The following is a 20,953-nucleotide window of genomic DNA, read 5'->3' as shown; positions in this document are numbered from 1 at the left end:
CCCATGTCCGCTCGTAGAGCCGCGATCAGCAAGGCCAGGGATAAAGCCGAAGCCCGCCGTTTGAACCCGTTGGAAGAATTTGTCTGGCAGGGCCGTGACAAGCGTGGCAAGGAAATGAAAGGCGAGCAGTTGGCACGCACCGCCAATCTGCTGCGTGCCGAGCTGCGCAAGCAGGGCATCAACCCCACCGTAGTCAAACCCAAGTCCAAGCCATTGTTTGGTGGCTCTGGCAAAAAGGTGTCGGCACGCGATATCGCCGTGTTCAGCCGCCAGCTGGCGACCATGATGAAATCCGGCGTCCCGATCGTGAACTCACTGGAAATCATCGGTGGTGGCAGCAAGAACCCGACCATGAAAAAAATGGTCAACAGTCTGCGTAGTGATATCGAGGGCGGCGCGTCGATCTACGAAGCGATGAGTCAATACCCGGTGCAATTCGACGAGCTGTACCGCAATCTGGTGCGCGCCGGCGAAGCCTCCGGCGTGCTGGAAACGGTGCTGGAAACCATTGCTACTTACAAAGAAAATCTGGAAAGCATCAAAGGCAAGATCAAGAAAGCACTGTTTTATCCAACTGCGGTGATCGCGGTTGCCATCCTGGTCTGCGCGGTGTTGATGGTCTATGTGGTGCCGATCTTCAAGGAAACATTCAGCAGCTACGGGGCTGAGTTGCCTGCATTTACAAGTTTGGTGTTCGGCATATCAGACATCTTCGTCAAGTGGTTCTGGCTGATTGGCATCATCGCTGCCGGCGGTATCGGCTTCTTCATTTACAGCTACAAGCGCTCGGCCAAATTGCAGCACACCGTGGATCGAATGATGTTGAAGTTGCCGGTGATTGGCAAGGTGCTGCACGAATCGGCCATTGCCCGCTTTGCACGTACCTTGGCGGTCACCTTCAAGGCCGGTGTACCGCTGGTGGAGGCGCTGGACAGTGTGGCCGGTGCCACCGGCAGCATGGTGTATGAACAGGCCGTCATGAAGATGAAGGACGACGTTGCGGTGGGTTACCCGGTCAATGTCGCGATGAAACAGGTCAACTTGTTCCCGCATATGGTGGTGCAGATGACCGCGATCGGCGAAGAGGCCGGCGCACTCGACACCATGCTGTACAAGGTCGCCGAGTTCTATGAGGAAGAGGTCAGCAATACGGTGGATGCGCTGTCCAGCCTGATCGAACCGATGGTGATGGTGATCATTGGTGGCTTGGTCGGCTCGATCGTGGTGGCCATGTACCTGCCGATCTTCAAGATCGCGATGACGGTGATGTAAGGGACTTGCGACGCGATGGCCTTCCTTGATGCGCACCCCGGCTTCGGCTATCCCGCCGCAGCCGGGCTTGGTTTGCTGGTGGGTAGTTTCCTCAATGTGGTGATCTTGCGCCTGCCCGCACGCCTGGAATGGCAGTGGAAGCGCGACGCCCGCGAGATCCTGGACGAACCCGAACTGTACGACCCCCCGCCACCCGGCATCGTGGTGGAGGGCTCGCACTGCCCAAAATGCAAAAAGCCGCTGCACTGGTACGAGAATATCCCGCTGCTGAGTTGGGTGCTGCAAGGTGGCAAATGTCGGGGCTGCAAGACTCCGATTTCGATCCAGTATCCACTGGTGGAGCTGCTGACCGGCGTATTGTTTCTGGCCTGTGTCTGGCAATTTGGGTTTGGCTGGAAGGGCTTTGGCGCCATGCTGTTGACCGGCTATCTGATTGCGCTGTCCGGGATCGACTTCCGCACCAAACTATTGCCTGACCAGTTGACCTTGCCCCTGTTATGGCTAGGCATGATTGCGGCCGTGGAAAACCTGTACGTCGGGCAGAAATCCGCGATGCTGGGGGTGATGGCGGGCTACCTCAGCCTGTGGTCGGTGTACTGGGTATTCAAGCAGCTCACCGGCAAGGAAGGCATGGGGCACGGCGATTTCAAACTGCTGGCTGCGCTGGGCGCGTGGACGGGCTTGGCAGGGGTGCTGCCCACCATCTTGCTGTCGTCGTTCATCGGGGCCGTCGTCGGCTCGATCTGGCTGGCGGTCAAAGGCCGCGACAAGGCCACTCCCATTCCGTTTGGTCCGTATCTGGCGCTTGCTGGCTGGATCAGTTTCTTTTGGGGGCACGACCTAGTGGGCTGGTACATGCGGCTCGCCGGCTTGGCGTAGCAAGCGCAGCCCAGCGGGAACGTGCCCTGGCTTGGCGGCCGCGCTTGTGCAGACTCGGCAGCGCATCCACAACCGCAGGAGCACGCCATGCGAATGGAATCCACCACATAATGCACGCATGAGCGAATACATCATCGGCCTTACCGGCGGTGTCGCCTCCGGCAAAAGTACGGTCGAAGCGCGATTTCGTGCACTGGATATCGTCGTCGCCGATGCTGATGCCGCTGCACGAGAAGCTGTGGCTGCAGGTAGCGATGGCTTGGCCGAAGTGGTGGCTGCGTTTGGCAGCGGCATCTTGACCGCGGATGGCAGTCTGAATCGTGCGGCGATGCGACAACGCGTGTTTGCAGAGAGTCCGGCGCGCAAGACCCTGGAGGCGATTGTCCATCCGCGCGTACGCACCGCATTGGCTGATGCCTGCCAGATGGCGAGTTCGACCTATGCTATCGCGTCCATCCCGTTGCTTGCCGAAAGTGGTGGTCGTAGTGCCTATCCGTGGCTGGATCGCATCTTGGTGGTGGACGCGGCCGTCACTGTGCAATTGGCGCGCCTGCAGCAGCGCGACGGTAGTGATGCTGCCTTGGCGCAGCGCATGATCGCCGCGCAAGCCACGCGCCAGGAGCGCTTGGCGATTGCCGATGACGTGCTGGTCAATGATGGCGCATTAGCTGTTCTGGACGCACAAGTCTTGGCACTCGATCAGTTATATCGTCGCTTGGCCGCCGCTTGAGGTCTCAATTGCCGCGCAGCAATGTGTCCACCACAGGAAGATCCGCTGGCGGCATCGGGTAGTCGCGTAGTGTGTCCGGTGCGGCCCACGCCAGTGCCTGTCCCTCCAGGCCTTGTGGTGCACCGACAAAACTGACTTCGCGCACATCCAGCAGCAAGTGCTTTTCAGGTTGCTGCATATGTACACGGATGATCGCGTTACCGACAACCGCGTCGATCCCCAACTCTTCACGCAATTCACGTACCAGCGCCACCTCCGGGGTCTCCCCCGGCTCGACCTTGCCACCGGGGAATTCCCACAAGCCCGCATGTTCCGCGTCGGTGCGTTGGGCCAGTAACACGCGGCCATCTGCATCACGCAAGATGGCGGCGACAACGTGAAGCTGTTTCATCCGCGCCAAAATGCGCCCCGATCCGGGGCACCCCCTTTACGCAAGCTGCCCGTGGCAATGCTTGAATTTCTTGCCGCTGCCACAGGGGCACGGATCGTTGCGGCCTACTTGGCCGGATGCCAGCGCTTGCTGCACACGCACGTCTGCGGCTTCTTCGTCGGCACCCATGCCACCCATATCGGGGTGTTGGAACTGCATCTGCCGGTTGATCGACTCGGCGCGTGCGCGCTCTTGTGCTTCGGCAGCGGCCACTTCTTCTTCGCTGCGGATACGCACGCGTGCCAACAGCGAGATCACTTCGCGCTTGACCTTTTCCAGCAGCTCGGAGAACAGCTCGAAGGCTTCTTTCTTGTATTCCTGCTTGGGCTGCTTTTGCGCATAGCCGCGCAGGTGGATGCCCTGGCGCAGGTAGTCCATGCGCGCCAGGTGTTCCTTCCAGTTTTGATCCAATACATTCAACATGACGTGCTTTTCCAGCATGCGCATGGTATCGGCACCGGTCTGCGCTTCCTTGCCTTCGAACAGCGCCAGAATGTCGGCCTGCACGTGCGCCCGGATTTGTGCGGCATCCAATTCTTCCTGCGTCTTGTGCAGGCCAACCAGATCCAGCTGCACGCCAAACTCGGCCGCAAGCTCGGCTTCCAGACCCGGCAGATCCCATTGCTCGTCCACCGAGTCGGCCGGCACGAAGCGCTGCACCATATCGGCAATGACATCGTTGCGGATGCCGTCGATATTGTCCTTGACGCTGGCCGCTTCCAGCAATTCGTTACGCTGCTGGTAGATCACCTTGCGCTGGTCGTTATTCACATCGTCAAAGTCCAGCAAATTCTTGCGGATGTCGAAGTTGTGGGCTTCCACCTTGCGCTGCGCATTGGCAATCTGGCGGGTAACCAACGGGCTTTCGATGATGTCGTCTTCCTTCAGCCCCATCTTGGCCATCACCGTCTGCACCCAGCCGGCGGCAAAGATGCGCATCAGGTTGTCTTCCAGCGACAGATAGAAGCGGCTGGAACCGGGGTCGCCCTGACGGCCGGAACGGCCACGCAGCTGGTTATCGATACGCCGCGATTCGTGCCGTTCAGTGCCGAGGATATGCAGCCCGCCAGCCGCTTTCACGGCTTCGTGCCGCTGCTTCCACTCGGCCTTGGTGCGCTCGATCTCGGCGTCACTGGCGCCCTCGCCCAGTGCCGCCAATGCCGCCTCCAGCGAACCGCCCAGCACGATATCGGTACCGCGACCAGCCATATTGGTGGCAATCGTCACCGCGCCCGGTGCGCCGGCATTGGCCACGATATGCGCTTCGCGTTCGTGCTGTTTGGCGTTGAGTACTTCATGCGCGATCCCGGCAGCATTCAGCTCGTTGCTGAGCAGCTCGGACACTTCGATCGAGGTGGTACCCACCAGCACCGGTTGCTGGCGTGCCGAGCATTCCAGAATGTCCTTGACCACGGCGCGGTATTTGCCGGCGCGATTGAGGAACACCAGATCGGAATGATCCTTGCGCACCATCGGCCGATGGGTGGGGATCACCACCACTTCCAGCCCGTAGATATTCTGGAATTCGTAGGCTTCGGTATCCGCGGTGCCGGTCATGCCCGACAATTTCTTGTACATGCGGAACAAATTCTGGAAAGTCACCGAGGCCAGCGTCTGGTTTTCGCGCTGCACTTGCACGCCTTCCTTGGCTTCCACCGCCTGATGCAAGCCATCGGACCAGCGCCGCCCCGGGAGTGTGCGGCCGGTGAATTCATCGACGATGATGACCTCGCCATCGCGCACGATGTAGTCCACATCGGCCTGATAGATCGCATGCGCGCGCATCGCCGCATTCAAGTGATGCACCACATGGATGTTCTGCGCGGCGTACAGGCTTTCATCGGCACCCAACACGCCCGCGTCCCGCAGCAGTTGTTCGGCGTGTTCTTGCCCGACTTCGGACAAGTGCACCTGTTTCTGCTTTTCATCCACCCAAAAATCACCCTCACCCTCTTCTTCCTTCTGGCGGATCAGCGATGGCACCACCGCATTGACCCGCAGGTAGAGCTCGGGGGATTCGTCGGCGGGGCCGGAGATGATCAACGGGGTACGCGCTTCGTCGATCAGGATCGAGTCCACTTCGTCCACGATGCCGAAGTTCAGCCCGCGCTGGAAGCGATCTTCCTTGGCCAGCGCCATGTTGTCGCGCAGGTAATCGAAGCCGAATTCGTTATTGGTGCCGTAAGTGATGTCGCAGGCGTAGGCCGGGCCTTTATCGGTATGGTTCATGCCGGGATAAATCACACCGACCGACAGCCCCAGCCAGTTGTACAACTTGCCCATTTGCGCGGCGTCGCGGCGTGCCAGGTAGTCATTGACGGTGACCACATGCACGCCCTTGCCTTCCAGCGCATTGAGGTACACCGCGCAGGTGGCGGTCAGCGTCTTGCCTTCGCCGGTGCGCATTTCCGCGATCTTGCCCGAATGCAGCACCATGCCGCCGATCAGCTGCACATCGAAATGGCGCATGCCGAACACGCGCACCGAGGCTTCGCGGCAGACCGCAAATGCTTCCGGCAGCAACTTGTCCAGCGATTCGCCTTTGCCGATACGGGCGCGGAACTCGTCGGTCTTGGCTTTCAGCGCGTCATCCGATAGCGCCTTGGTCTGCGCTTCCAGCGCATTGATCTTCTTGACGATGGCGCCGTACTGCTTGAGCAGGCGCTCGTTGCGGCTGCCGAAAACACTGGTAAGCAAACTGTTGAGCATGAGAATGGCAATCCCTGGCGGGATGCGCGCCAATGGCGCGGCATCGAAAAATAGAGGCAACGTAGCCCCGAACGCAGGCGCGCGTGCGGGAATCCGCTAGTTTAGCTGGAGGCGGGCCGCCGCGTATGCAAGCCCGTCGCAATCAGCCGTTCTGCGGCCCATGCCGTGCCAGGGCGTTGTTATGGCCAAGGAACTTGCGGGGATTGACCACCACGCCGTCCTGCCACACCTCGAAATGCACATGCGCACCCGTGGAGCGCCCGCTGGAGCCGGCCTTGGCAATGTCTTGCCCGGCCCGCACCAGATCGCCGACCTGCCGATCCAGCTGCGAGTTGTGCGCATAGCGGGTGACCAGGCCATTGCCGTGATCCACTTCGATGGTGTTGCCGTAGCCACTGCGCACGCCGGCAAAGCTCACCACGCCGTCGGCTACCGCCAGCACCGGATCACCGATATTGGCTTGGAAATCAATACCTTTGTGGAACTGGAAACCGCCACCGAAGGGGTCGGCGCGACCACCGAAACCCGAGGTGACGAAACTTCCCGCGATCGGCTCGCGCGAGGGCAGGCTGCTGCGCTCCAGCTGGCGATTAAATAGCAAGCTCTCCAGCACGGACAGCTGGGTATCGGCGTGTTGATAATCACCTTCCAGCGCATGCAGTCGCGATTGCAGCTCATGGACAGGCATGTCCCGCGTGGCCCCACCCCCGCCTTGGCCGACGGGGTTTTCGAAATTGAATTCGCCGTCTTGCAGCTGGCTGGATTGCGTCAGGCGAGCGCCCAACGCATTCAACCGATTGGCCTGCGCCTGCAATTCCGCCAGCCGCGCCGCCAGTGCATTGACCTCACGCTGGGCATCCCGGCGCACCTGCTCCAATTCGGCCTGCCGACTGGCATCCGAGGTCTGCAAGGCTTCCACCTGCGCCATGCCAATCACGCTGCGCATCGCCGCGCCGCACAGCATGCCAGCCCCCAGCAGCAGCGCCAATGCTGCCCATGGGTGCCGCAGCGCCCACCAGCGCAAACGCTGGGCCTGCGCGACGGCGCGCTGACGGGTATTGTGTGAATTGTTCACTTCAATCATTGCCCATGCCTATGTCGCGATCCACGCCCCCGAACCAGGCTGCCCCGCCTGCTGGCCCGCGCGCGGCGCTGGATACGCTGCTCGCCGGCAAAGCCGGTGGAACTCTGCGCCGCGCCCGCTGGCTCGACGCAGTGGATCAGTTGCTACGTCCTGCATTGCCGGCAGGGGTCAACGCGCATGCGCGTTTGGCCAATCTGCGCGGCAAAACCTTGGTATTCATCGCCGATGCCCCGGTCTGGCACGCCAAATTACGGCTGGCCACACCCGAGTTGATCGCCGCTGCCCGCTCCATCGGGCTGGAGGTGGATGCCGTGACCATCAAGCTGGCCACGCGGCCTTGGCAGCCGCACCCTGCGACCATCACGCCCCGCATTCCCCCATCGGCAGCCAGCCAGAAAGGTCTGGCGGCGGCCTTGGCGTTATTGCGCGCACCCGCGGCGGAAGACGCCGACAGCCTGCACAACACCGCAACAGCGGGGGTGCGAGCACCCCGCAGCTGAGCGGTCAGCGCGCATCCTAACGGGATACATCATTGATTTTGTTAAGAAAGGCGAAACAACGCGCGCAGGACTGCCAAGCCGATCGCAAAACTGCGCCGCTTACAACGCCGGCTGCGCGGCACCGTACCCCAGCTCCGGCAGTTGCGCCGGATCGTCAAAACTGACCACTTCCCAGGTTGCTTGGTCGGCCAACAAGGTGCGCACCAAGTGGTTGTTCAGGGCATGGCCGGACTTGTAGCCGGTATAAGCCCCCAAGATCGGATGCCCCGCCAAATACAGATCACCGATCGCGTCCAGAATCTTGTGGCGTACGAATTCATCGGCGTAGCGCAGGCCGTCTTCGTTCAGCACGCGGAACTCATCCAGCACAATGGCGTTGTCCATCGACCCGCCCAACCCAAGGTTGCGATCGCGCATGAATTCCAGATCGCGCATGAAACCGAAGGTGCGCGCACGGCTGACTTGCTTGATATAGGCATCGGTGGAAAAGTTGAACTCCACCCGCGACAGCGCATCCGGAATCGCCGGATGGTCGAACCGCACCGTGAAATCCAGGCGGAAGCCGTTGTAAGGCTCGAATTTGGCGTACTTGTCGCCATCGCTCACTGCCACCGGCTTCAGAATGCGGATAAAGCGTTTGGCCACCGACTGCTCGACAATTCCGGCCGATTCCAGCAGGAATACAAATGGCCCGGCCGAGCCGTCCATGATCGGCACTTCCGGCGCAGTGAGGTCGATATACGCATTGTCGATGCCCAACCCGGCCAGCGCCGACATCAAGTGTTCCACCGTCTGCACCTTGGCACCGTTGCAGCTGAGCCCGGTACACAGCGTGGTTTCAGTCACCAAGGCTGCGGCGGCCGGCATTTCGACCACCGGATCGAGGTCGGTGCGACGAAACACGATGCCGCTATTGACCGGGGCCGGGCGGATGGTGAGAAAGACTTTTTCCCCGCCATGCAAGCCCACGCCGGTGGCACGGATAAGGTTTTTGAGTGTACGTTGGCGCAGCATCGTGGAAGATTACCACGCGTGAAGCTGAATACTCGCCAAAACTGCCGCCAAAACAGCTGTCAAAACAACGCCGCGCAAGCGCCTTGCACGAAGCTGGAAAACCGGCCGACCGGCAACGCCGATCGACCGCAAAACCCGTGGGCAGGCCGCCCACAGGCCGGGGACACAAGCACCGCATCGCACCCCCGGCCGCAGGACAGAGATGCGGGTTACCGCATCAGTCGGCCTGACGACGCAGGAACGACGGGATATCCAGATAGTCGTCCCTGGGCAGTTCAGCAGCCTGCGGGGTGGCATCCACATTGCGACGCAGTGCACTGGAGAAGCTGGACGGCATCGGCGGCACAAAGCTGTCGGTGACCGCGTCGATCGGCAAGCCTGTAGTGCCATCGCGTTTGATCTGCGAGCGCACCAACTCGACTTGCGGACGGCGCGACGGTTCTTGCACCGGCTCGAACCGTACCCCGCGGGTGGTTTCGGTCACTGGTACGCGCACACCCGTTGCCGCACGGCTCAGGCCGGTGGCCACCACGGTCACCTTCACTTCGTCTTGCATATTCGGATCCAGCGAGGTGCCGATGATGACAGTCGCATCTTCACTGGCAAAGTCGCTGACCACGCGGCCGATTTCATCGAACTCGGACATGGTCAAATCCGAACCCGAGGTGATGTTGACCAATACGCCATTGGCACCGTGCAGATTCACATCGTCCAGCAGCGGATTTTTGATTGCCGCTTCGGCCGCAGCTTGCGCACGATCATCGCCACGCGCCACGCCGGTGCCCATCATCGCCAGACCCATTTCGCTCATCACGGTGCGCACGTCGGCAAAGTCGACATTGATCAAGCCGGGGCTGACGATCAAATCGGCAATGCCTTGCACCGCGCCTTGCAATACTTCATTGGCGGCGCGGAATGCCTGGATCATGGTGGCATTGCGACCCAGCACGGTGATCAGTTTTTCATTCGGAATGGTGATCAGCGAATCGCAATGCTGACTCAATTCTTCAATGCCCTTTTGCGCAGCCTGCATGCGGCGCGGGCCTTCAAACGGGAACGGCTTGGTGACTACAGCCACCGTCAGGATGCCCATTTCCTTGGCCAACTGCGCCACCACCGGTGCAGCGCCGGTGCCCGTGCCGCCACCCATGCCGGCGGTGATGAACACCATGTCGGCACCCTGCAGCGCATCCATGATTGCTTCGCGATCTTCCAGCGCAGCCTGCCGGCCCACTTCCGGGTTGGCACCCGCGCCCAGGCCCTTGGTGACGTTGCAACCGAGGGTGAGCTGCACATTCGCGCCGCAGTTCTTGATCGCTTGCGAGTCGGTGTTGGCGGTGATGAACTCCACCCCAATCACATTGCTGTTGACCATGTGCGCCACCGCATTACCGCCGCCGCCGCCGACGCCGATGACTTTGATGACCGCATTGGGTGCCACCTGGTTGACCAATTCAAAATGTGCCATGTCCGTGTCCTATTGTTGTTTTGATGTGTTGTTGTGAAACCACAAATTCGTTACTTATTCGTCTTCACTGCACGCCTTCACCGCTCGACTTCATCGCATGTCAAAACTCGCCGCGGAACCACTTCAATGCCTTGCCGATCAAGCCACCAACCTTGCCGGTGGGAAGGGTCGGGCGCTTGGGGTGTTCCATCTGCGCGCCCATCAGCAACAAGCCCACGCCGGTGGCATGCACCGGGTTGCCCACCACTTCACCCAAGCCGGTCACGTGCTGCGGAATGCCGATGCGCACCGGCATTTGCAACATCTCTTCGGCCAACTCCACCACCCCTTCCATCTTGGCTGCGCCGCCGGTCAGCACCATGCCTGCACGTACGCGTTGCTCGAAACCACTGCGCCGCAACTCCGCCTGCACCATTTCGAAAATTTCTTCGTAACGTGCCTGTACCGCCTGCGCCAGGGCTTGCCGCGGCATCCGGCGCGGCGGCCGGTCGCCCACGCTTTCCACCTGGATGCTCTCTTCGGCGCGCGCATACTGCACCAGCGCGCAGGCGTATTTGACCTTGATGTCTTCGGCATGCGGTGTTGGCGTGCGCAACATATGCGCGATGTCTTCGGTGACTTTGTCGCCGGCCATCGCCAAATTCGCGGTATGGCAGATCGCGCCTTGCATGAACACGGCGATGTCGGTGGTACCCGCGCCCATGTCCACCATCACCACGCCCAGCTCTTTTTCATCACTGGTCAACACTGCCGTGCTGGAGGCCAGTGAAGACAACACCAGCTCATCCACCTGCAAGTCGCAACGCTGCACACACTTGCTGATGTTCTGCGCCGCCGACTGCGCACAAGTGACCAAATGCGCGTGCACTTCCAGGCGCACGCCGGTCATGCCCACGGGATTGCGGATGCCTTCCTGCGAATCATCCAGCACATACTCGCGGGGAATGGCGTGCAGGATTTTCTGATCGGCCGGGATGGCGACGGCCTTGGCTGCCTCCAGCACGCGCTCAAGATCGGCGTGGGTGACTTCGCCATCGCGAATCGGCACGATCCCTGGCGAATTTTTGCACTGCACGTGGTTACCTGAAATCGAGGCATACACACTGCTGACTTCGCAGCCGGCCATGAGCTCGGCCTCTTCCACTGCGCGCTGGATGGATTGCACGGTGGAGTCGATATCCACTACCACCCCACGGCGCAGCCCGCGCGATTCATGCGAGCCGATACCGATCACCTCGATCGGCTCACCCGGTGCGTATTCGCCGACCAGTGCGGTGACCTTGGAGGTGCCGATGTCGAGCCCGACGATCAGCGATTTGTCGCCCTTGCGATTCATGTGTTGGAGCCGTGATGAGATGTGGATGAGGGTGCGCTGCGCGGCGATTGGGTGCCGGCTGCGCCACTGCGGCTGGGATGGAGTGTCTCGGGCACAGCCCAAGTGAGTGCAAAGCCGTTGGTGTAACGCAGGTCGGCGCGCTGCAAACGGCGCATGTTGTTTTGCGCAAGCAAGTTCGGCAACAGCGCAGCAAAGCGCTCCATGCGCAACTGTGCATCATTGCGGCCCAACACCAGTTGGGTACCATCGTGCAGGGTGACTGACCAACTGCCGCGCCGATCCAGCGCCACGCCCAGCACCCCGCCCGCATTGACCAGTTGCTGTTGCGCCTGGTGATACAACGCCACTACTTCCGGCACCCGGGCTTCCGGACCATCCAACAGCGGCAAACCTGCGGGCAGCTGCAATTTCCCGGCCGGGAACAAGCGTCCATTCTCGGATAACAGGCGTGTAGCGCCCCAGCGTGCGACCGGTTTGAATTCGCGAATCCGCACTTCCAGCACATCCGGCCAGTGCTTGCGAACTTCCGCCTGCTCTACCCACGGCAGGCGATTGACCGCTTGCTGCACCTGGCCCAACTCCACCGCAAAAAAACCGCGCTGCGCCAGTGGCATCACCACCGCCTGCAGTTGCACACGATCCACCCGTTGCAGCGGCCCGGTCACCCGCAAGGTGCGCAGCGGCCAATGCGCCGCGCCCATCCACCCTTCGACCACAGCCACCACCGGCAGCGCGATCAGCGCTACCGCCAGCAGCCAAGCCAAGGGGCGCAGCAAAGCTTTCACAAGGTCTGCTCCAGGATCATCCAACACAGGTCTTCAAAACTGATGCCGAGTTGACGGGCGGCCTTTGGTACCAGCGAGTGACTGGTCATGCCCGGCGCGGTGTTGACCTCAAGCAACAGCAACTTGCCGCTGCTGCGGTCACGCATCACATCCACTCGTCCCCAGCCACTGCAACCTGCGGCAAGGAATGCATCCACTGCCAACTGACCAATCGCGATTTCTTCTGCGACGTCCAGCCCAGGACACAGGTACTGGGTGTCTTCGGCGATGTATTTGGCGTTGTAGTCGTACCAACCCCCCTTGGGTACGATGCGGATTGAGGGCAGTGCTTGCGCGCCCAAAATGCCTACGGTCAGTTCATCACCGATGACCATTTGTTCCATCAACATCTCACCGCCGTAGCCGCGTGCAACCGCGATGGCGGCATCGATATCGTCCAGCGTTTCTACCCGCGCCACACCCACACTGGAGCCTTCGCTGGATGGCTTGACGAACACCGGCAAGCCCAGTGCCAACGCCGCCGCACGCAAATCGGCACCTGCTTGCAAACGCCGATACCGCGGCGTGGGCAAGCCGGCACTCAGCCACACTTGCTTGGTGCGGATCTTGTCCATGGTCAGCGCACTACCCAGCACGCCAGAACCGGTATACGGCACTTCGAAGCCTTGCAACAAACCTTGCAACACGCCGTCTTCACCACCACCCTTGTTGCCGTGCAGGATGTTGAACACGCGATCAAATTGGCCATGCACCAAGGCATCCAGCAAGGCCGGAATGCCATCCACCGGATGCGCATCGACACCGCGTGCACGCAATGCGTCCAGCACGTTGCGGCCAGAATCCAGCGACACTTCGCGCTCGCTGCTGCTGCCGCCCATCAACACTGCAACGCGGCCAAATACCTGCGGGTCATTCCCGCGTGGACGATGGCTGTGGGTAACGGTCATGCCCCCGCTCCTTGCAAACCTTCGCGCGCAATCAACTGCGCAGCAGCGCCAATGTCACCGGCGCCCATCAGCAACAACAGGTCGCCATCGTGCAAGACGCCCGGCAATACCGTGCGCAATTCGCTGGCCGCGCTCACCACCACCGGATCGACCCGTCCGCGGGTACGGATGGAACGCGCCAACGACTTCGCATCGGCACCCGCAATCGGTGCTTCGCCGGCGGGATACACCTCGGTCAACACCAGCGCATCGACACTCGACAACACAGCGGCGAATTCATCGAACAAGTCCCGTGTACGCGAATAGCGATGCGGTTGAAACGCCACCACCAAACGCTTATCCGGCCAGCCGCCACGCGCGGCGGCAAACACTGCGGCCAATTCTTTCGGGTGATGGCCGTAGTCATCAACCAATGCCACTTCGCCACCTTGTGCCAACGTCAACTTGGCCAGTTGGTTGAAGCGGCGGCCAATGCCTTCGAATTTTTCGAATGCGCGTGCAATCGCCGCATTCGGCACGCCCAGCTGCCAACCGATTGCTGCGGCGGCCAATGCGTTCTGCACGTTGTGGCGGCCCGGCAACGCCAACGTGCAAGCCGTGCGCGAACCATCCGGCAGGCACAGGGTGAAGTGCATGCGCGCGCCTTGTTGCCGGATGTCGGCAGCACGCACGTCGGCCTCGTGCGAGAAGCCATAGGTAACGATATGGCGTGGCGTAGCGTGGGCCAGCTGCGCCACTTCGTCATCGTCGATGCACAGCACGGCCAACCCATAAAACGGCAGGCGATGCAGGAACTCGGCAAACGCCTGCTTGACCCGCTCGAAATCGCCACCGTAATTTTCCAGATGGTCGGCATCGATATTGGTGATGACCGCGACCACCGGATTCAGGCGCAGGAAGCTGCCGTCGCTCTCGTCGGCTTCGGCCACCAACCAATCACCTTTGCCCAACCGCGCATTGGCACCGGCGGCAAGCAACTTGCCCCCGATCACGAAGGTGGGATCGAGCTCGCCTTCGGCCAGCACGCTGGCGGTCAGTGAGGTGGTGGTGGTCTTGCCGTGGGTGCCGGCCACTGCCACTCCACGCTTGAAGCGCATCAATTCGGCCAGCATTTCCGCACGCGGCACCACCGGGATGCGTTGCGCGCGCGCTTCCAGCAATTCCGGATTGTCTGGCTTGATCGCGCTGGACACCACCACGCAATCGGCGTCCAGTACATTGGCCGACGCATGGCCTTGATAGATGACGATACCAAGCGAGGCCAGCCGCTTGGTGACTGCATTGTCGGCATTGTCGGAGCCGCTGACTTGATAGCCCAGCGTGCACATGACCTCGGCAATGCCGCTCATGCCCACCCCGCCGATGCCGACGAAGTGCACCTGCGGGAAGGCCTGCGCAGGCGCATTGATGCCTTGCAGATGCAGGCGATTGACGGCCATCACGCGGCCTCCTTGATCAGGGTTGCAAGCACGGCATCGGCCACGCGGTCGGCGGCATCGGGGCGTGCCAACGCACGCGCAGCGCATGCCATCGAAAGACGTTTTTGCGGATCGGCGCACAGCTCGGCCAATACCGCCTGCAGTTGCGCCGACAGTTGCGCGGACTGCGGTAGCAGCAGTGCAGCACCGCGCTCCACAAGATATTCGGCATTGCGGGTTTGGTGGTCATCCACCGCCTGCGGGAACGGCACCAACACACTGCCGACACCCACCGCACACAACTCCGCCAGTGTCAGCGCACCGGCGCGACACACCACCAGATCTGCCCACGCATAGGCACCGGCCATGTCGGCGATAAACGGCTCGACATGCGCTGCCACGCCAGCATCGGCATACGCATTGCGGGCATCGTCCAGCATCTTTTCCCCGGCTTGATGCACCACCTGCACCGGCAGCCCCAATGCAGCCACGGCTTGTGGCACCGCCGTATTCAAGGCCCGTGCACCTTGGCTGCCACCCAGCACCAGCAAGCGCAATGCACCCGCGTGCGCGAAGTCGCGCTGCTCGGGCGGATCGACTTGGGCAATCGCGGTGCGGACCGGATTCCCCACCAATGTTTCCCTGGCGAAGGTTTGCGGAAATCCCACCAAGACCTGCCGTGCGAATTTCGCCAATGTTTTATTGGTCATGCCGGCAGCACGATTTTGTTCATGCACCAGCAGCGGAATTCCGGCCAAGCGGGCCGCCAAACCACCGGGGCCTGCGGCATAGCCGCCGAAGCTGATCACCGCATCGGGCTTGCGCAGTTTCAGTACACGCGCTGCCGCACGCACCGCACTGAGTACGCGCAGCGGCGCACCCAACATGGTCAACAGACCTTTCCCGCGCACACCTTTCACCGCAATGGTGTCGATGGCGATGTCCTGCGGTGGCACCAAGCGCGTTTCCATGCCGCCATCGGCCCCCAGCCAGTGCACTTGCGCACCCCGCGCACGCAACGCCTGCGCGACCGCAAGGCCCGGGAAAATATGGCCGCCAGTCCCACCGGCCATCACCAGAATCAGGGGTGCATGCGCGCTCAACGCGCCCTCCGCATTGCGGCCATCGCCGCCGATTCAACTGAGGGCTTGCCCACCATGGGCTCGATCCGCTGGCGCAAGCGCGAGGCTGCGCGAGCATTGTCCTGCGCCGATGTCAGCGGCTGCGCAACCAGTGGCGGTACGCCCACCGATGCCGCATTCGACACCCCACGACGAATGGCTACCTGTCGTGCGGCACGATCGTACTCATAGGACACGCGCAATAGCAGGCCCATCGCGGCACAGGTCATCAACACACTGGAGCCACCGTACGACACCAGCGGCAAGGTCAGCCCCTTGGTCGGCAACACGCCCAGATTGACGCCCATCGACACCAGACTTTGCAGCGCCATCCACAGCGCAATGCCAAATGCCAGATAGCCGGAAAAATGCCGCTTCATCTCCACGCATTTCAGGCCCAACCAAAACGCACGCCCGGCCAACAGCACGTACAAGCCAATCACCGCGCACACGCCGACCAACCCCAGTTCTTCGGCGGTCACCGAAAAAATGAAGTCGGTATGCGCTTCCGGCAGGTACGACAGCTTTTGCACCGATGCGCCCAGGCCCACACCGAACCATTCGCCGCGACCAATCGCCATCAGTGCATTGCTGAGCTGATAGCCCGCACCCAATTGGTCTTGCCACGGGTCCATGAACGACGTCACGCGGCGCATGCGATACGGCTCGAAATACACCAGCGCTGCCAAGATCGGCAGCAAAACGGTCACTGGCGCGATCAGGCGCTTGATTGGCGCGCCACCCAGCACCAGCATGCAGGCAGTGATGCCCAGCAGCAGCACCGATGAACCAAAGTCGGGCTGGATCAGCAACATCCCCACCAACAGCACCACCACGCCCGCCGGCTTCAACATGCCGTACCACTTCACCGCCACGTCTTCGTTGTAGCGCTTCAAATAGCTGGCCAGCCAGATGATGTAAAACACTTTCACCATTTCAACCGCTTGAAAGCCGGCGGGCCCCAGATAGATCCAACGGCGTGCGCCATTGACGGATTTGCCCACAAACGGCAACCACACCATTGCCAGCACCAGAAAGCAGCCCAGCAGCAGCCATTGGCTGTATTTTTCGACGGTCTTCAGCTCCACGCGCATCACCAGCAGCGCTGTGATCAACCCGCAACTCATGAACACGACGTGCCGGCTCAGGAAGTACCACGGCCCTGCGTTTTGGCCGCCTCCGGCAATCGCCGCCGAGCCCACCATTACCAAGCCCAAACTGGCCAGCATCACCATCGCCGCCATCAGCCACGGGTCAAAGCGGCCACTGATTTCATCGTGGCGCGTGGCCTGTCGCACGTTGTCCATCCCGACAGCGTTCATCAGCGCACCTTCAACGTGGCAAGCCCGATCAATACCAGCACCACGCTGATGATCCAGAAGCGCACGATCACGCGTGGCTCCGGCCAGCCTTTCAGTTCGAAGTGGTGATGGATCGGTGCCATCCGGAACACGCGCTTGCCGGTGAGCTTGAAGCTGGCCACCTGGATCATCACCGACAGGGTTTCGATCACGAAAATCCCGCCCATCAGCACCAAGACCAATTCCTGGCGCACGATCACCGCGATGGTGCCCAGCACGGCGCCCAGCGCCAGCGCGCCGATATCGCCCATGAACACCATTGCCGGATAGGTGTTGAACCACAAGAACCCAAGCCCGGCACCGGCAATCGCGGTGCAGATAATGATCAGCTCACCCGCACCCGGCACCCGCGGGATTTGCAGGTATTGGGCGAAGGTGGCGTTGCCCGAGGCGTACGCGAACACGCCCAGCGCGCAGGCCACCAGCACGGTGGGCATGATCGCCAGGCCATCCAGGCCATCGGTCAGGTTGACCGCGTTGGAAAACCCGACAATCCAGAAATAGGCAATCGCCACAAACCCGATACCCGCCATCGGCAGTGCAATGGATTTGAATAACGGCACATAGAAGGTGGTCGCCGCCGGCACATCGGCGAACGCGAACAAATAGATCCCGGCCGCCAAACCCAGCACCGATTGCAATGCGTACTTGGTGCGCGAGCGCATGCCATTGGGGTCGCGCTTGACGATCTTGATCCAGTCATCGGCCCAACCAATGGCGCCGAAGCCCAACATCACCACCAGCACCACCCACACATATTTGTTGCGCAGATCACCCCACAGCAGCACGGTGGCGGTGATCGAAGACAGAATCAGCGCGCCACCCATGGTGGGCGTGCCGGCTTTGGAGAAATGCGACTGCGGGCCATCCTTGCGAATCGGCTGGCCACCCTTGAGCGTGGCCAGATAGCGAATCATCCGCGGCCCCCACCACAGCGAAAACGCCAGCGAGGTCAGCGCCGCCAGAATGGCGCGGAACGTCAGGTAGTTGAACAGGTTGAAATGGCCGTGCAACTGCTCCAGCCAGCGTGTGAGTTCAAGCAGCATCGGTGGTGTTCTCCTTGCCGCTTTCGGCATCACGCGCCAACAGCGCGGTCACAATCTTGTCCATCGCGCTGCCACGCGAGCCTTTCACCAGCACCGTCACCCCTGCATGCAATGCACTGCCTAGTGCAGCCGTCAATGCGGCATGGCTGTCAAACTGCTGCGCATCTGCGCCGAACGCGTTGGCGGCATGTGCGCTCAGTGGCCCCAGCGTGAACAGCCGGGCAATGCCGGCGGCTTTCGCCTGCTGCCCCGCTTGCGCATGCAGCAACAGCGCATCGGCGCCCAATTCACGCATATCACCCAGCACCAACCACGCTTCGCCATCACCGCTGACCAAGGTATCGATAGCCGCAGCGACGGAGCCTGGGTTGGCGTTGTAGCTGTCGTCCACCAGCATCGCACCGGTGCTGAGCCGATGTGCAATCAAGCGTCCTGCCACCGGCTGCACGGCCTGCAATCCGGCCTGCACCTGCGCCAGCGTGGCACCTGCCGCCAGCGCCATCGCGGCTGCCGCCAACGCGTTGCGCACGTTATGGCGACCGGGCATGGGCAGCGTGATGGCAATTTCACCCGCACCTGTAGTCAGCACGAACTGCGAGCCCTGGGGCGTGCTGCGCACATCACGCGCACTGACATCGGCCACCGTATCCAAGCCGAATTTCAGCACCCGCTTGCCGTGCAAGCCTTCCAGGAAATGCAGTGCGAACGCATCATCGGCATTGACCACGGCCACACCATCGTCGGCCAATGCGGTGTAAATCGCACCCTTGGTCTGCGCTACGCCCAGCAAGCTACCCATGCGCTCCAGATGTGCCGGAGCGATGTTGTTGACCAAAGCCACGTCGGGGCGCGCAATCGCGGTGAGATAAGCAATGTCGCCAGGCTTGCCTGCCCCCATTTCGTACACCGCAAAACGGGCATCTTCGGGGGCATCCAGCACCGCCAGTGGCAACCCGATTTCGTTGTTGCGGTTGCCCGGGTTGGCATATGCGCCGCCCAGCTGATTCAGGATCGACAGCAGCAAGGTCTTGACCGATGTCTTGCCGTTGCTGCCGGTCACGGCCAGCACCTTGGTGCTGCGTTCGCGCTGTGCTGCCGCGGCAAGATCGGCCAGTGCACGCTCGGTATTGGGCACGATGATTTGCGTAATGTTGGCATCCACTGGATGGGCGACTAATGCCGCTACGCAACCACCATTGGCCGCCGCCTGCAGATGCGCATGGCCATCGAAATTTTCCCCTTTCAATGCGACAAACAAGGGCTGCCCTTGCGATGGCAATGCACGTGTATCGATGGCCACTGCATCCACCCAACCATCGGCACCTTGCAAGCTGCCGCCAGTGACCGCGGCGATCCACCCCAGCGCGCGCGGCTTCATGCACGCCTCCGCAGCAGTGCGCGCGCGACCTGCGCGTCGTCAAACGGATGTTTCACACCAGCCACATCCTGGTAGGACTCGTGGCCCTTGCCGGCAATCAGTACAACATCGCCAGCACCGGCGTGTCCGAGTGCCTGGGTGATAGCGGCAGCGCGATCGCGCAGCACCATCACCTGTGCAGTCTGCGCAAAGCCGGCCAGGATGTCGGCCACAATCCCATCACCATCCTCATGCCGCGGGTTGTCGTCGGTAACGATCACCACATCGGCCAAACGCTCGGCAATCGCAGCCATTTGCGGACGCTTGCCGGTATCACGCTCACCGCCACACCCGAATACGCAGATGAGCCGACCTTCGACATGCGCACGCAGCGATGCCAGCGCCTGCTCCAGTGCGTCGGGGGTGTGCGCGTAGTCCACCACCACTAGGGGCAATGCCGCACCGGACTCGGACACATCACCGCCAAGGCGATTCATGCGTCCATCCACCGGCAGCAATTGCGACAGGGTTTCGGCAATCAATGCCGGTGCCATGTCCAGCGCATACAAGGTGGCGGCAACACCCAGCAGATTATCGACATTGAAACGGCCCAGCAGCGGCGAGCGCACCGGATGCGCCTGACCACCCGCATGCAGCATGCAGCGGATGCCGCTAGCGTCCAACACCACATCCTCCGCGCGCACACTGGCACCGGCAGCCCCGCGTGAGGAAAACCCGAAGACGCGCACCTTGCCACTGACCGCTGCGTGCAATTCACGGCCAAACGCATCATCCAGATTGACCGTCGCCGCACGCAGCCCCGGCCATTCCAGCAATTTGCGCTTGGCTGCACCGTAGTTGGCCATGTCGCCGTGATAGTCCAGATGGTCGCGGGTGAGATTGGTGAACACCGCGACATCGAAATGCACACCATCCACGCGGCCTTGATCCAGCGCATGCGAGGACACTTCCATCGCCACCGCCGACGCGCCCTCATCACGCAACTCGGCGAGCAGTGCATGCAGGCGCAGCACCAACGGCGTGGTGAAACCGGTCGGCACGGTCTTTGGCCAAATGCCGCTGCCCAAGGTGCCCAGGGTGCCTACCGATTGCCCGCGCAACGTCCATGCCTGCGCCAGCAATTGCACGGTGGACGTTTTGCCATTGGTGCCGGTGACACCCACCGTGGTCATCTCGGCGCTGGGATGACCGTGAAAGTGATCGGCCATCGCGCCCATGCGTGCACGCAAGCCAGGCACCGCAATCGCATCGGCCGGTGCCGGCAGCGCCTCTGGTGCCGGCGGTTCGAACAACACCGCGCTGGCACCGGCGGCACGCGCTGCATCGACAAAATTCAGGCCGTGCGCACCAAAACCGGCAATCGCCACAAAGGCATTGCCTGGCTGCACTTCACGGCTATCTTGCACCAGCCCGGTGATCGCAAGATCGGCCGACAGGCTTTCCAGTTCAGGCAGCAATTCGCGCAGCAACATGCT

At 61.6% G+C, this 20,953-nt stretch carries 18 protein-coding genes; 4 read left to right on the top strand and 14 right to left on the bottom strand.

The features are described from left to right. Positions 1-3: 3 nt before the first annotated feature. From K7B09_RS01175 to coaE, 3 genes are all read left to right on the top strand, one after another. Complete coding sequence (locus tag K7B09_RS01175; protein ID WP_223625867.1) at positions 4-1,272, top strand: type II secretion system F family protein; 1,269 nt, start codon at positions 4-6, stop codon at positions 1,270-1,272. Positions 1,273-1,287: 15 nt separating this feature from the next. Then, positions 1,288-2,151 (top strand): prepilin peptidase, encoded by an 864-nt coding sequence (locus tag K7B09_RS01170; protein ID WP_223625866.1) that lies wholly within the window; start codon positions 1,288-1,290, stop codon positions 2,149-2,151. A 118-nt stretch (positions 2,152-2,269) separates the two neighbouring features. After that, complete coding sequence (coaE, locus tag K7B09_RS01165; RefSeq protein WP_223625863.1) at positions 2,270-2,881, top strand: dephospho-CoA kinase; 612 nt, start codon at positions 2,270-2,272, stop codon at positions 2,879-2,881. 4 nt (positions 2,882-2,885) lie between these two features. Here the strand turns inward: coaE and K7B09_RS01160 are convergent, their stop codons facing one another. The 3 genes from K7B09_RS01160 to K7B09_RS01150 all read right to left on the bottom strand — a co-directional run bounded on the left by K7B09_RS01160 (position 2,886) and on the right by K7B09_RS01150 (position 7,095). Beyond that, complete coding sequence (locus K7B09_RS01160; protein WP_223625860.1) at positions 2,886-3,272, bottom strand: NUDIX domain-containing protein; 387 nt, start codon at positions 3,270-3,272, stop codon at positions 2,886-2,888. A 36-nt stretch (positions 3,273-3,308) separates the two neighbouring features. After that, on the bottom strand, positions 3,309-6,020 hold the full coding sequence (gene secA, locus K7B09_RS01155; protein WP_223627689.1) for a preprotein translocase subunit SecA: 2,712 nt from the start codon (positions 6,018-6,020) through the stop codon (positions 3,309-3,311). A gap of 142 nt (positions 6,021-6,162) precedes the next feature. Next, positions 6,163-7,095 carry a peptidoglycan DD-metalloendopeptidase family protein gene (locus K7B09_RS01150; RefSeq protein ID WP_425507832.1) on the bottom strand — a complete coding sequence of 311 codons (933 nt, stop codon included), beginning with the start codon at positions 7,093-7,095 and terminating at the stop codon, positions 6,163-6,165. A gap of 20 nt (positions 7,096-7,115) precedes the next feature. On the opposite strand from K7B09_RS01150, the gene K7B09_RS01145 reads away from it, so the two are divergent. Further along, positions 7,116-7,604: a DciA family protein gene (locus K7B09_RS01145; protein ID WP_223625854.1), complete on the top strand. Its 489-nt coding sequence runs from the start codon at positions 7,116-7,118 to the stop codon at positions 7,602-7,604. 99 nt (positions 7,605-7,703) lie between these two features. Here K7B09_RS01145 and lpxC read toward each other — a convergent pair whose 3' ends face one another. The 11 genes from lpxC to K7B09_RS01090 all read right to left on the bottom strand — a co-directional run bounded on the left by lpxC (position 7,704) and on the right by K7B09_RS01090 (position 20,950). Continuing rightward, positions 7,704-8,618: a UDP-3-O-acyl-N-acetylglucosamine deacetylase gene (gene lpxC / locus K7B09_RS01140; protein ID WP_223625851.1), complete on the bottom strand. Its 915-nt coding sequence runs from the start codon at positions 8,616-8,618 to the stop codon at positions 7,704-7,706. Between the two features lie 217 nt (positions 8,619-8,835). Then, positions 8,836-10,086, bottom strand: coding sequence for a cell division protein FtsZ (gene ftsZ / locus K7B09_RS01135; protein WP_223625848.1), 1,251 nt, complete (start codon positions 10,084-10,086; stop codon positions 8,836-8,838). A 100-nt stretch (positions 10,087-10,186) separates the two neighbouring features. Continuing rightward, positions 10,187-11,422 carry a cell division protein FtsA gene (gene ftsA / locus K7B09_RS01130; RefSeq protein WP_223625845.1) on the bottom strand — a complete coding sequence of 412 codons (1,236 nt, stop codon included), beginning with the start codon at positions 11,420-11,422 and terminating at the stop codon, positions 10,187-10,189. Continuing rightward, positions 11,419-12,207, bottom strand: coding sequence for a cell division protein FtsQ/DivIB (locus K7B09_RS01125; RefSeq protein WP_223625842.1), 789 nt, complete (start codon positions 12,205-12,207; stop codon positions 11,419-11,421). The genes ftsA and K7B09_RS01125 overlap by 4 nt, the downstream gene beginning before the upstream one ends. Further along, the gene (locus tag K7B09_RS01120; protein ID WP_223625839.1) at positions 12,204-13,154 is read right to left on the bottom strand and encodes a D-alanine--D-alanine ligase; all 951 of its coding nucleotides are present in this window, start codon (positions 13,152-13,154) and stop codon (positions 12,204-12,206) included. The genes K7B09_RS01125 and K7B09_RS01120 overlap by 4 nt, the downstream gene beginning before the upstream one ends. Beyond that, a complete protein-coding gene (gene murC, locus K7B09_RS01115) occupies positions 13,151-14,593 on the bottom strand; it encodes a UDP-N-acetylmuramate--L-alanine ligase (RefSeq protein ID WP_223625836.1) in 1,443 nt (480 codons plus the stop codon). The genes K7B09_RS01120 and murC overlap by 4 nt, the downstream gene beginning before the upstream one ends. Further along, the gene (murG, locus tag K7B09_RS01110; protein WP_223627687.1) at positions 14,593-15,645 is read right to left on the bottom strand and encodes an undecaprenyldiphospho-muramoylpentapeptide beta-N-acetylglucosaminyltransferase; all 1,053 of its coding nucleotides are present in this window, start codon (positions 15,643-15,645) and stop codon (positions 14,593-14,595) included. Before murG ends, murC begins: the two co-directional genes overlap by 1 nt. Positions 15,646-15,671: 26 nt before the next feature. Beyond that, positions 15,672-17,015, bottom strand: a complete 1,344-nt coding sequence (gene ftsW / locus K7B09_RS01105; protein WP_223625833.1) for a putative lipid II flippase FtsW — start codon at positions 17,013-17,015, stop codon at positions 15,672-15,674. Next, a complete protein-coding gene (mraY, locus tag K7B09_RS01100) occupies positions 17,015-18,100 on the bottom strand; it encodes a phospho-N-acetylmuramoyl-pentapeptide-transferase (RefSeq protein ID WP_223625829.1) in 1,086 nt (361 codons plus the stop codon). Before mraY ends, ftsW begins: the two co-directional genes overlap by 1 nt. Then, the gene (locus K7B09_RS01095; protein ID WP_223625826.1) at positions 18,090-19,478 is read right to left on the bottom strand and encodes a UDP-N-acetylmuramoyl-tripeptide--D-alanyl-D-alanine ligase; all 1,389 of its coding nucleotides are present in this window, start codon (positions 19,476-19,478) and stop codon (positions 18,090-18,092) included. The genes mraY and K7B09_RS01095 overlap by 11 nt, the downstream gene beginning before the upstream one ends. Further along, positions 19,475-20,950, bottom strand: a complete 1,476-nt coding sequence (locus tag K7B09_RS01090; protein WP_223627684.1) for a UDP-N-acetylmuramoyl-L-alanyl-D-glutamate--2,6-diaminopimelate ligase — start codon at positions 20,948-20,950, stop codon at positions 19,475-19,477. Before K7B09_RS01090 ends, K7B09_RS01095 begins: the two co-directional genes overlap by 4 nt. Positions 20,951-20,953: the final 3 nt, after the last annotated feature.

The sequence above is a fragment of the Thermomonas beijingensis genome (genome assembly GCF_020034655.1).
GTDB classification, from domain to species: Bacteria; Pseudomonadota; Gammaproteobacteria; order Xanthomonadales; family Xanthomonadaceae; genus Thermomonas; species Thermomonas beijingensis.
The sequence above is the reverse complement of the archived record's forward strand: the minus strand, read 5'-3'. Positions and strand labels throughout refer to the sequence as shown.

Coding starts and splice junctions, on each gene's coding strand:
- K7B09_RS01175 (WP_223625867.1), top strand. CDS start 4: ATGTCCGCTCGTAGAGCCGCGATCAGCAAGGCCAGGGATAAAGCCGAA.
- K7B09_RS01170 (WP_223625866.1), top strand. CDS start 1,288: ATGGCCTTCCTTGATGCGCACCCCGGCTTCGGCTATCCCGCCGCAGCC.
- coaE (WP_223625863.1), top strand. CDS start 2,270: ATGAGCGAATACATCATCGGCCTTACCGGCGGTGTCGCCTCCGGCAAA.
- K7B09_RS01160 (WP_223625860.1), bottom strand. CDS start 3,272: ATGAAACAGCTTCACGTTGTCGCCGCCATCTTGCGTGATGCAGATGGC.
- secA (WP_223627689.1), bottom strand. CDS start 6,020: ATGCTCAACAGTTTGCTTACCAGTGTTTTCGGCAGCCGCAACGAGCGC.
- K7B09_RS01145 (WP_223625854.1), top strand. CDS start 7,116: ATGTCGCGATCCACGCCCCCGAACCAGGCTGCCCCGCCTGCTGGCCCG.
- lpxC (WP_223625851.1), bottom strand. CDS start 8,618: ATGCTGCGCCAACGTACACTCAAAAACCTTATCCGTGCCACCGGCGTG.
- ftsZ (WP_223625848.1), bottom strand. CDS start 10,086: ATGGCACATTTTGAATTGGTCAACCAGGTGGCACCCAATGCGGTCATC.
- ftsA (WP_223625845.1), bottom strand. CDS start 11,422: ATGAATCGCAAGGGCGACAAATCGCTGATCGTCGGGCTCGACATCGGC.
- K7B09_RS01120 (WP_223625839.1), bottom strand. CDS start 13,154: ATGACCGTTACCCACAGCCATCGTCCACGCGGGAATGACCCGCAGGTA.
- murC (WP_223625836.1), bottom strand. CDS start 14,593: ATGGCCGTCAATCGCCTGCATCTGCAAGGCATCAATGCGCCTGCGCAG.
- murG (WP_223627687.1), bottom strand. CDS start 15,645: ATGGCCGGTGGGACTGGCGGCCATATTTTCCCGGGCCTTGCGGTCGCG.
- ftsW (WP_223625833.1), bottom strand. CDS start 17,015: ATGAACGCTGTCGGGATGGACAACGTGCGACAGGCCACGCGCCACGAT.
- mraY (WP_223625829.1), bottom strand. CDS start 18,100: ATGCTGCTTGAACTCACACGCTGGCTGGAGCAGTTGCACGGCCATTTC.
- K7B09_RS01095 (WP_223625826.1), bottom strand. CDS start 19,478: ATGAAGCCGCGCGCGCTGGGGTGGATCGCCGCGGTCACTGGCGGCAGC.
- K7B09_RS01090 (WP_223627684.1), bottom strand. CDS start 20,950: ATGTTGCTGCGCGAATTGCTGCCTGAACTGGAAAGCCTGTCGGCCGAT.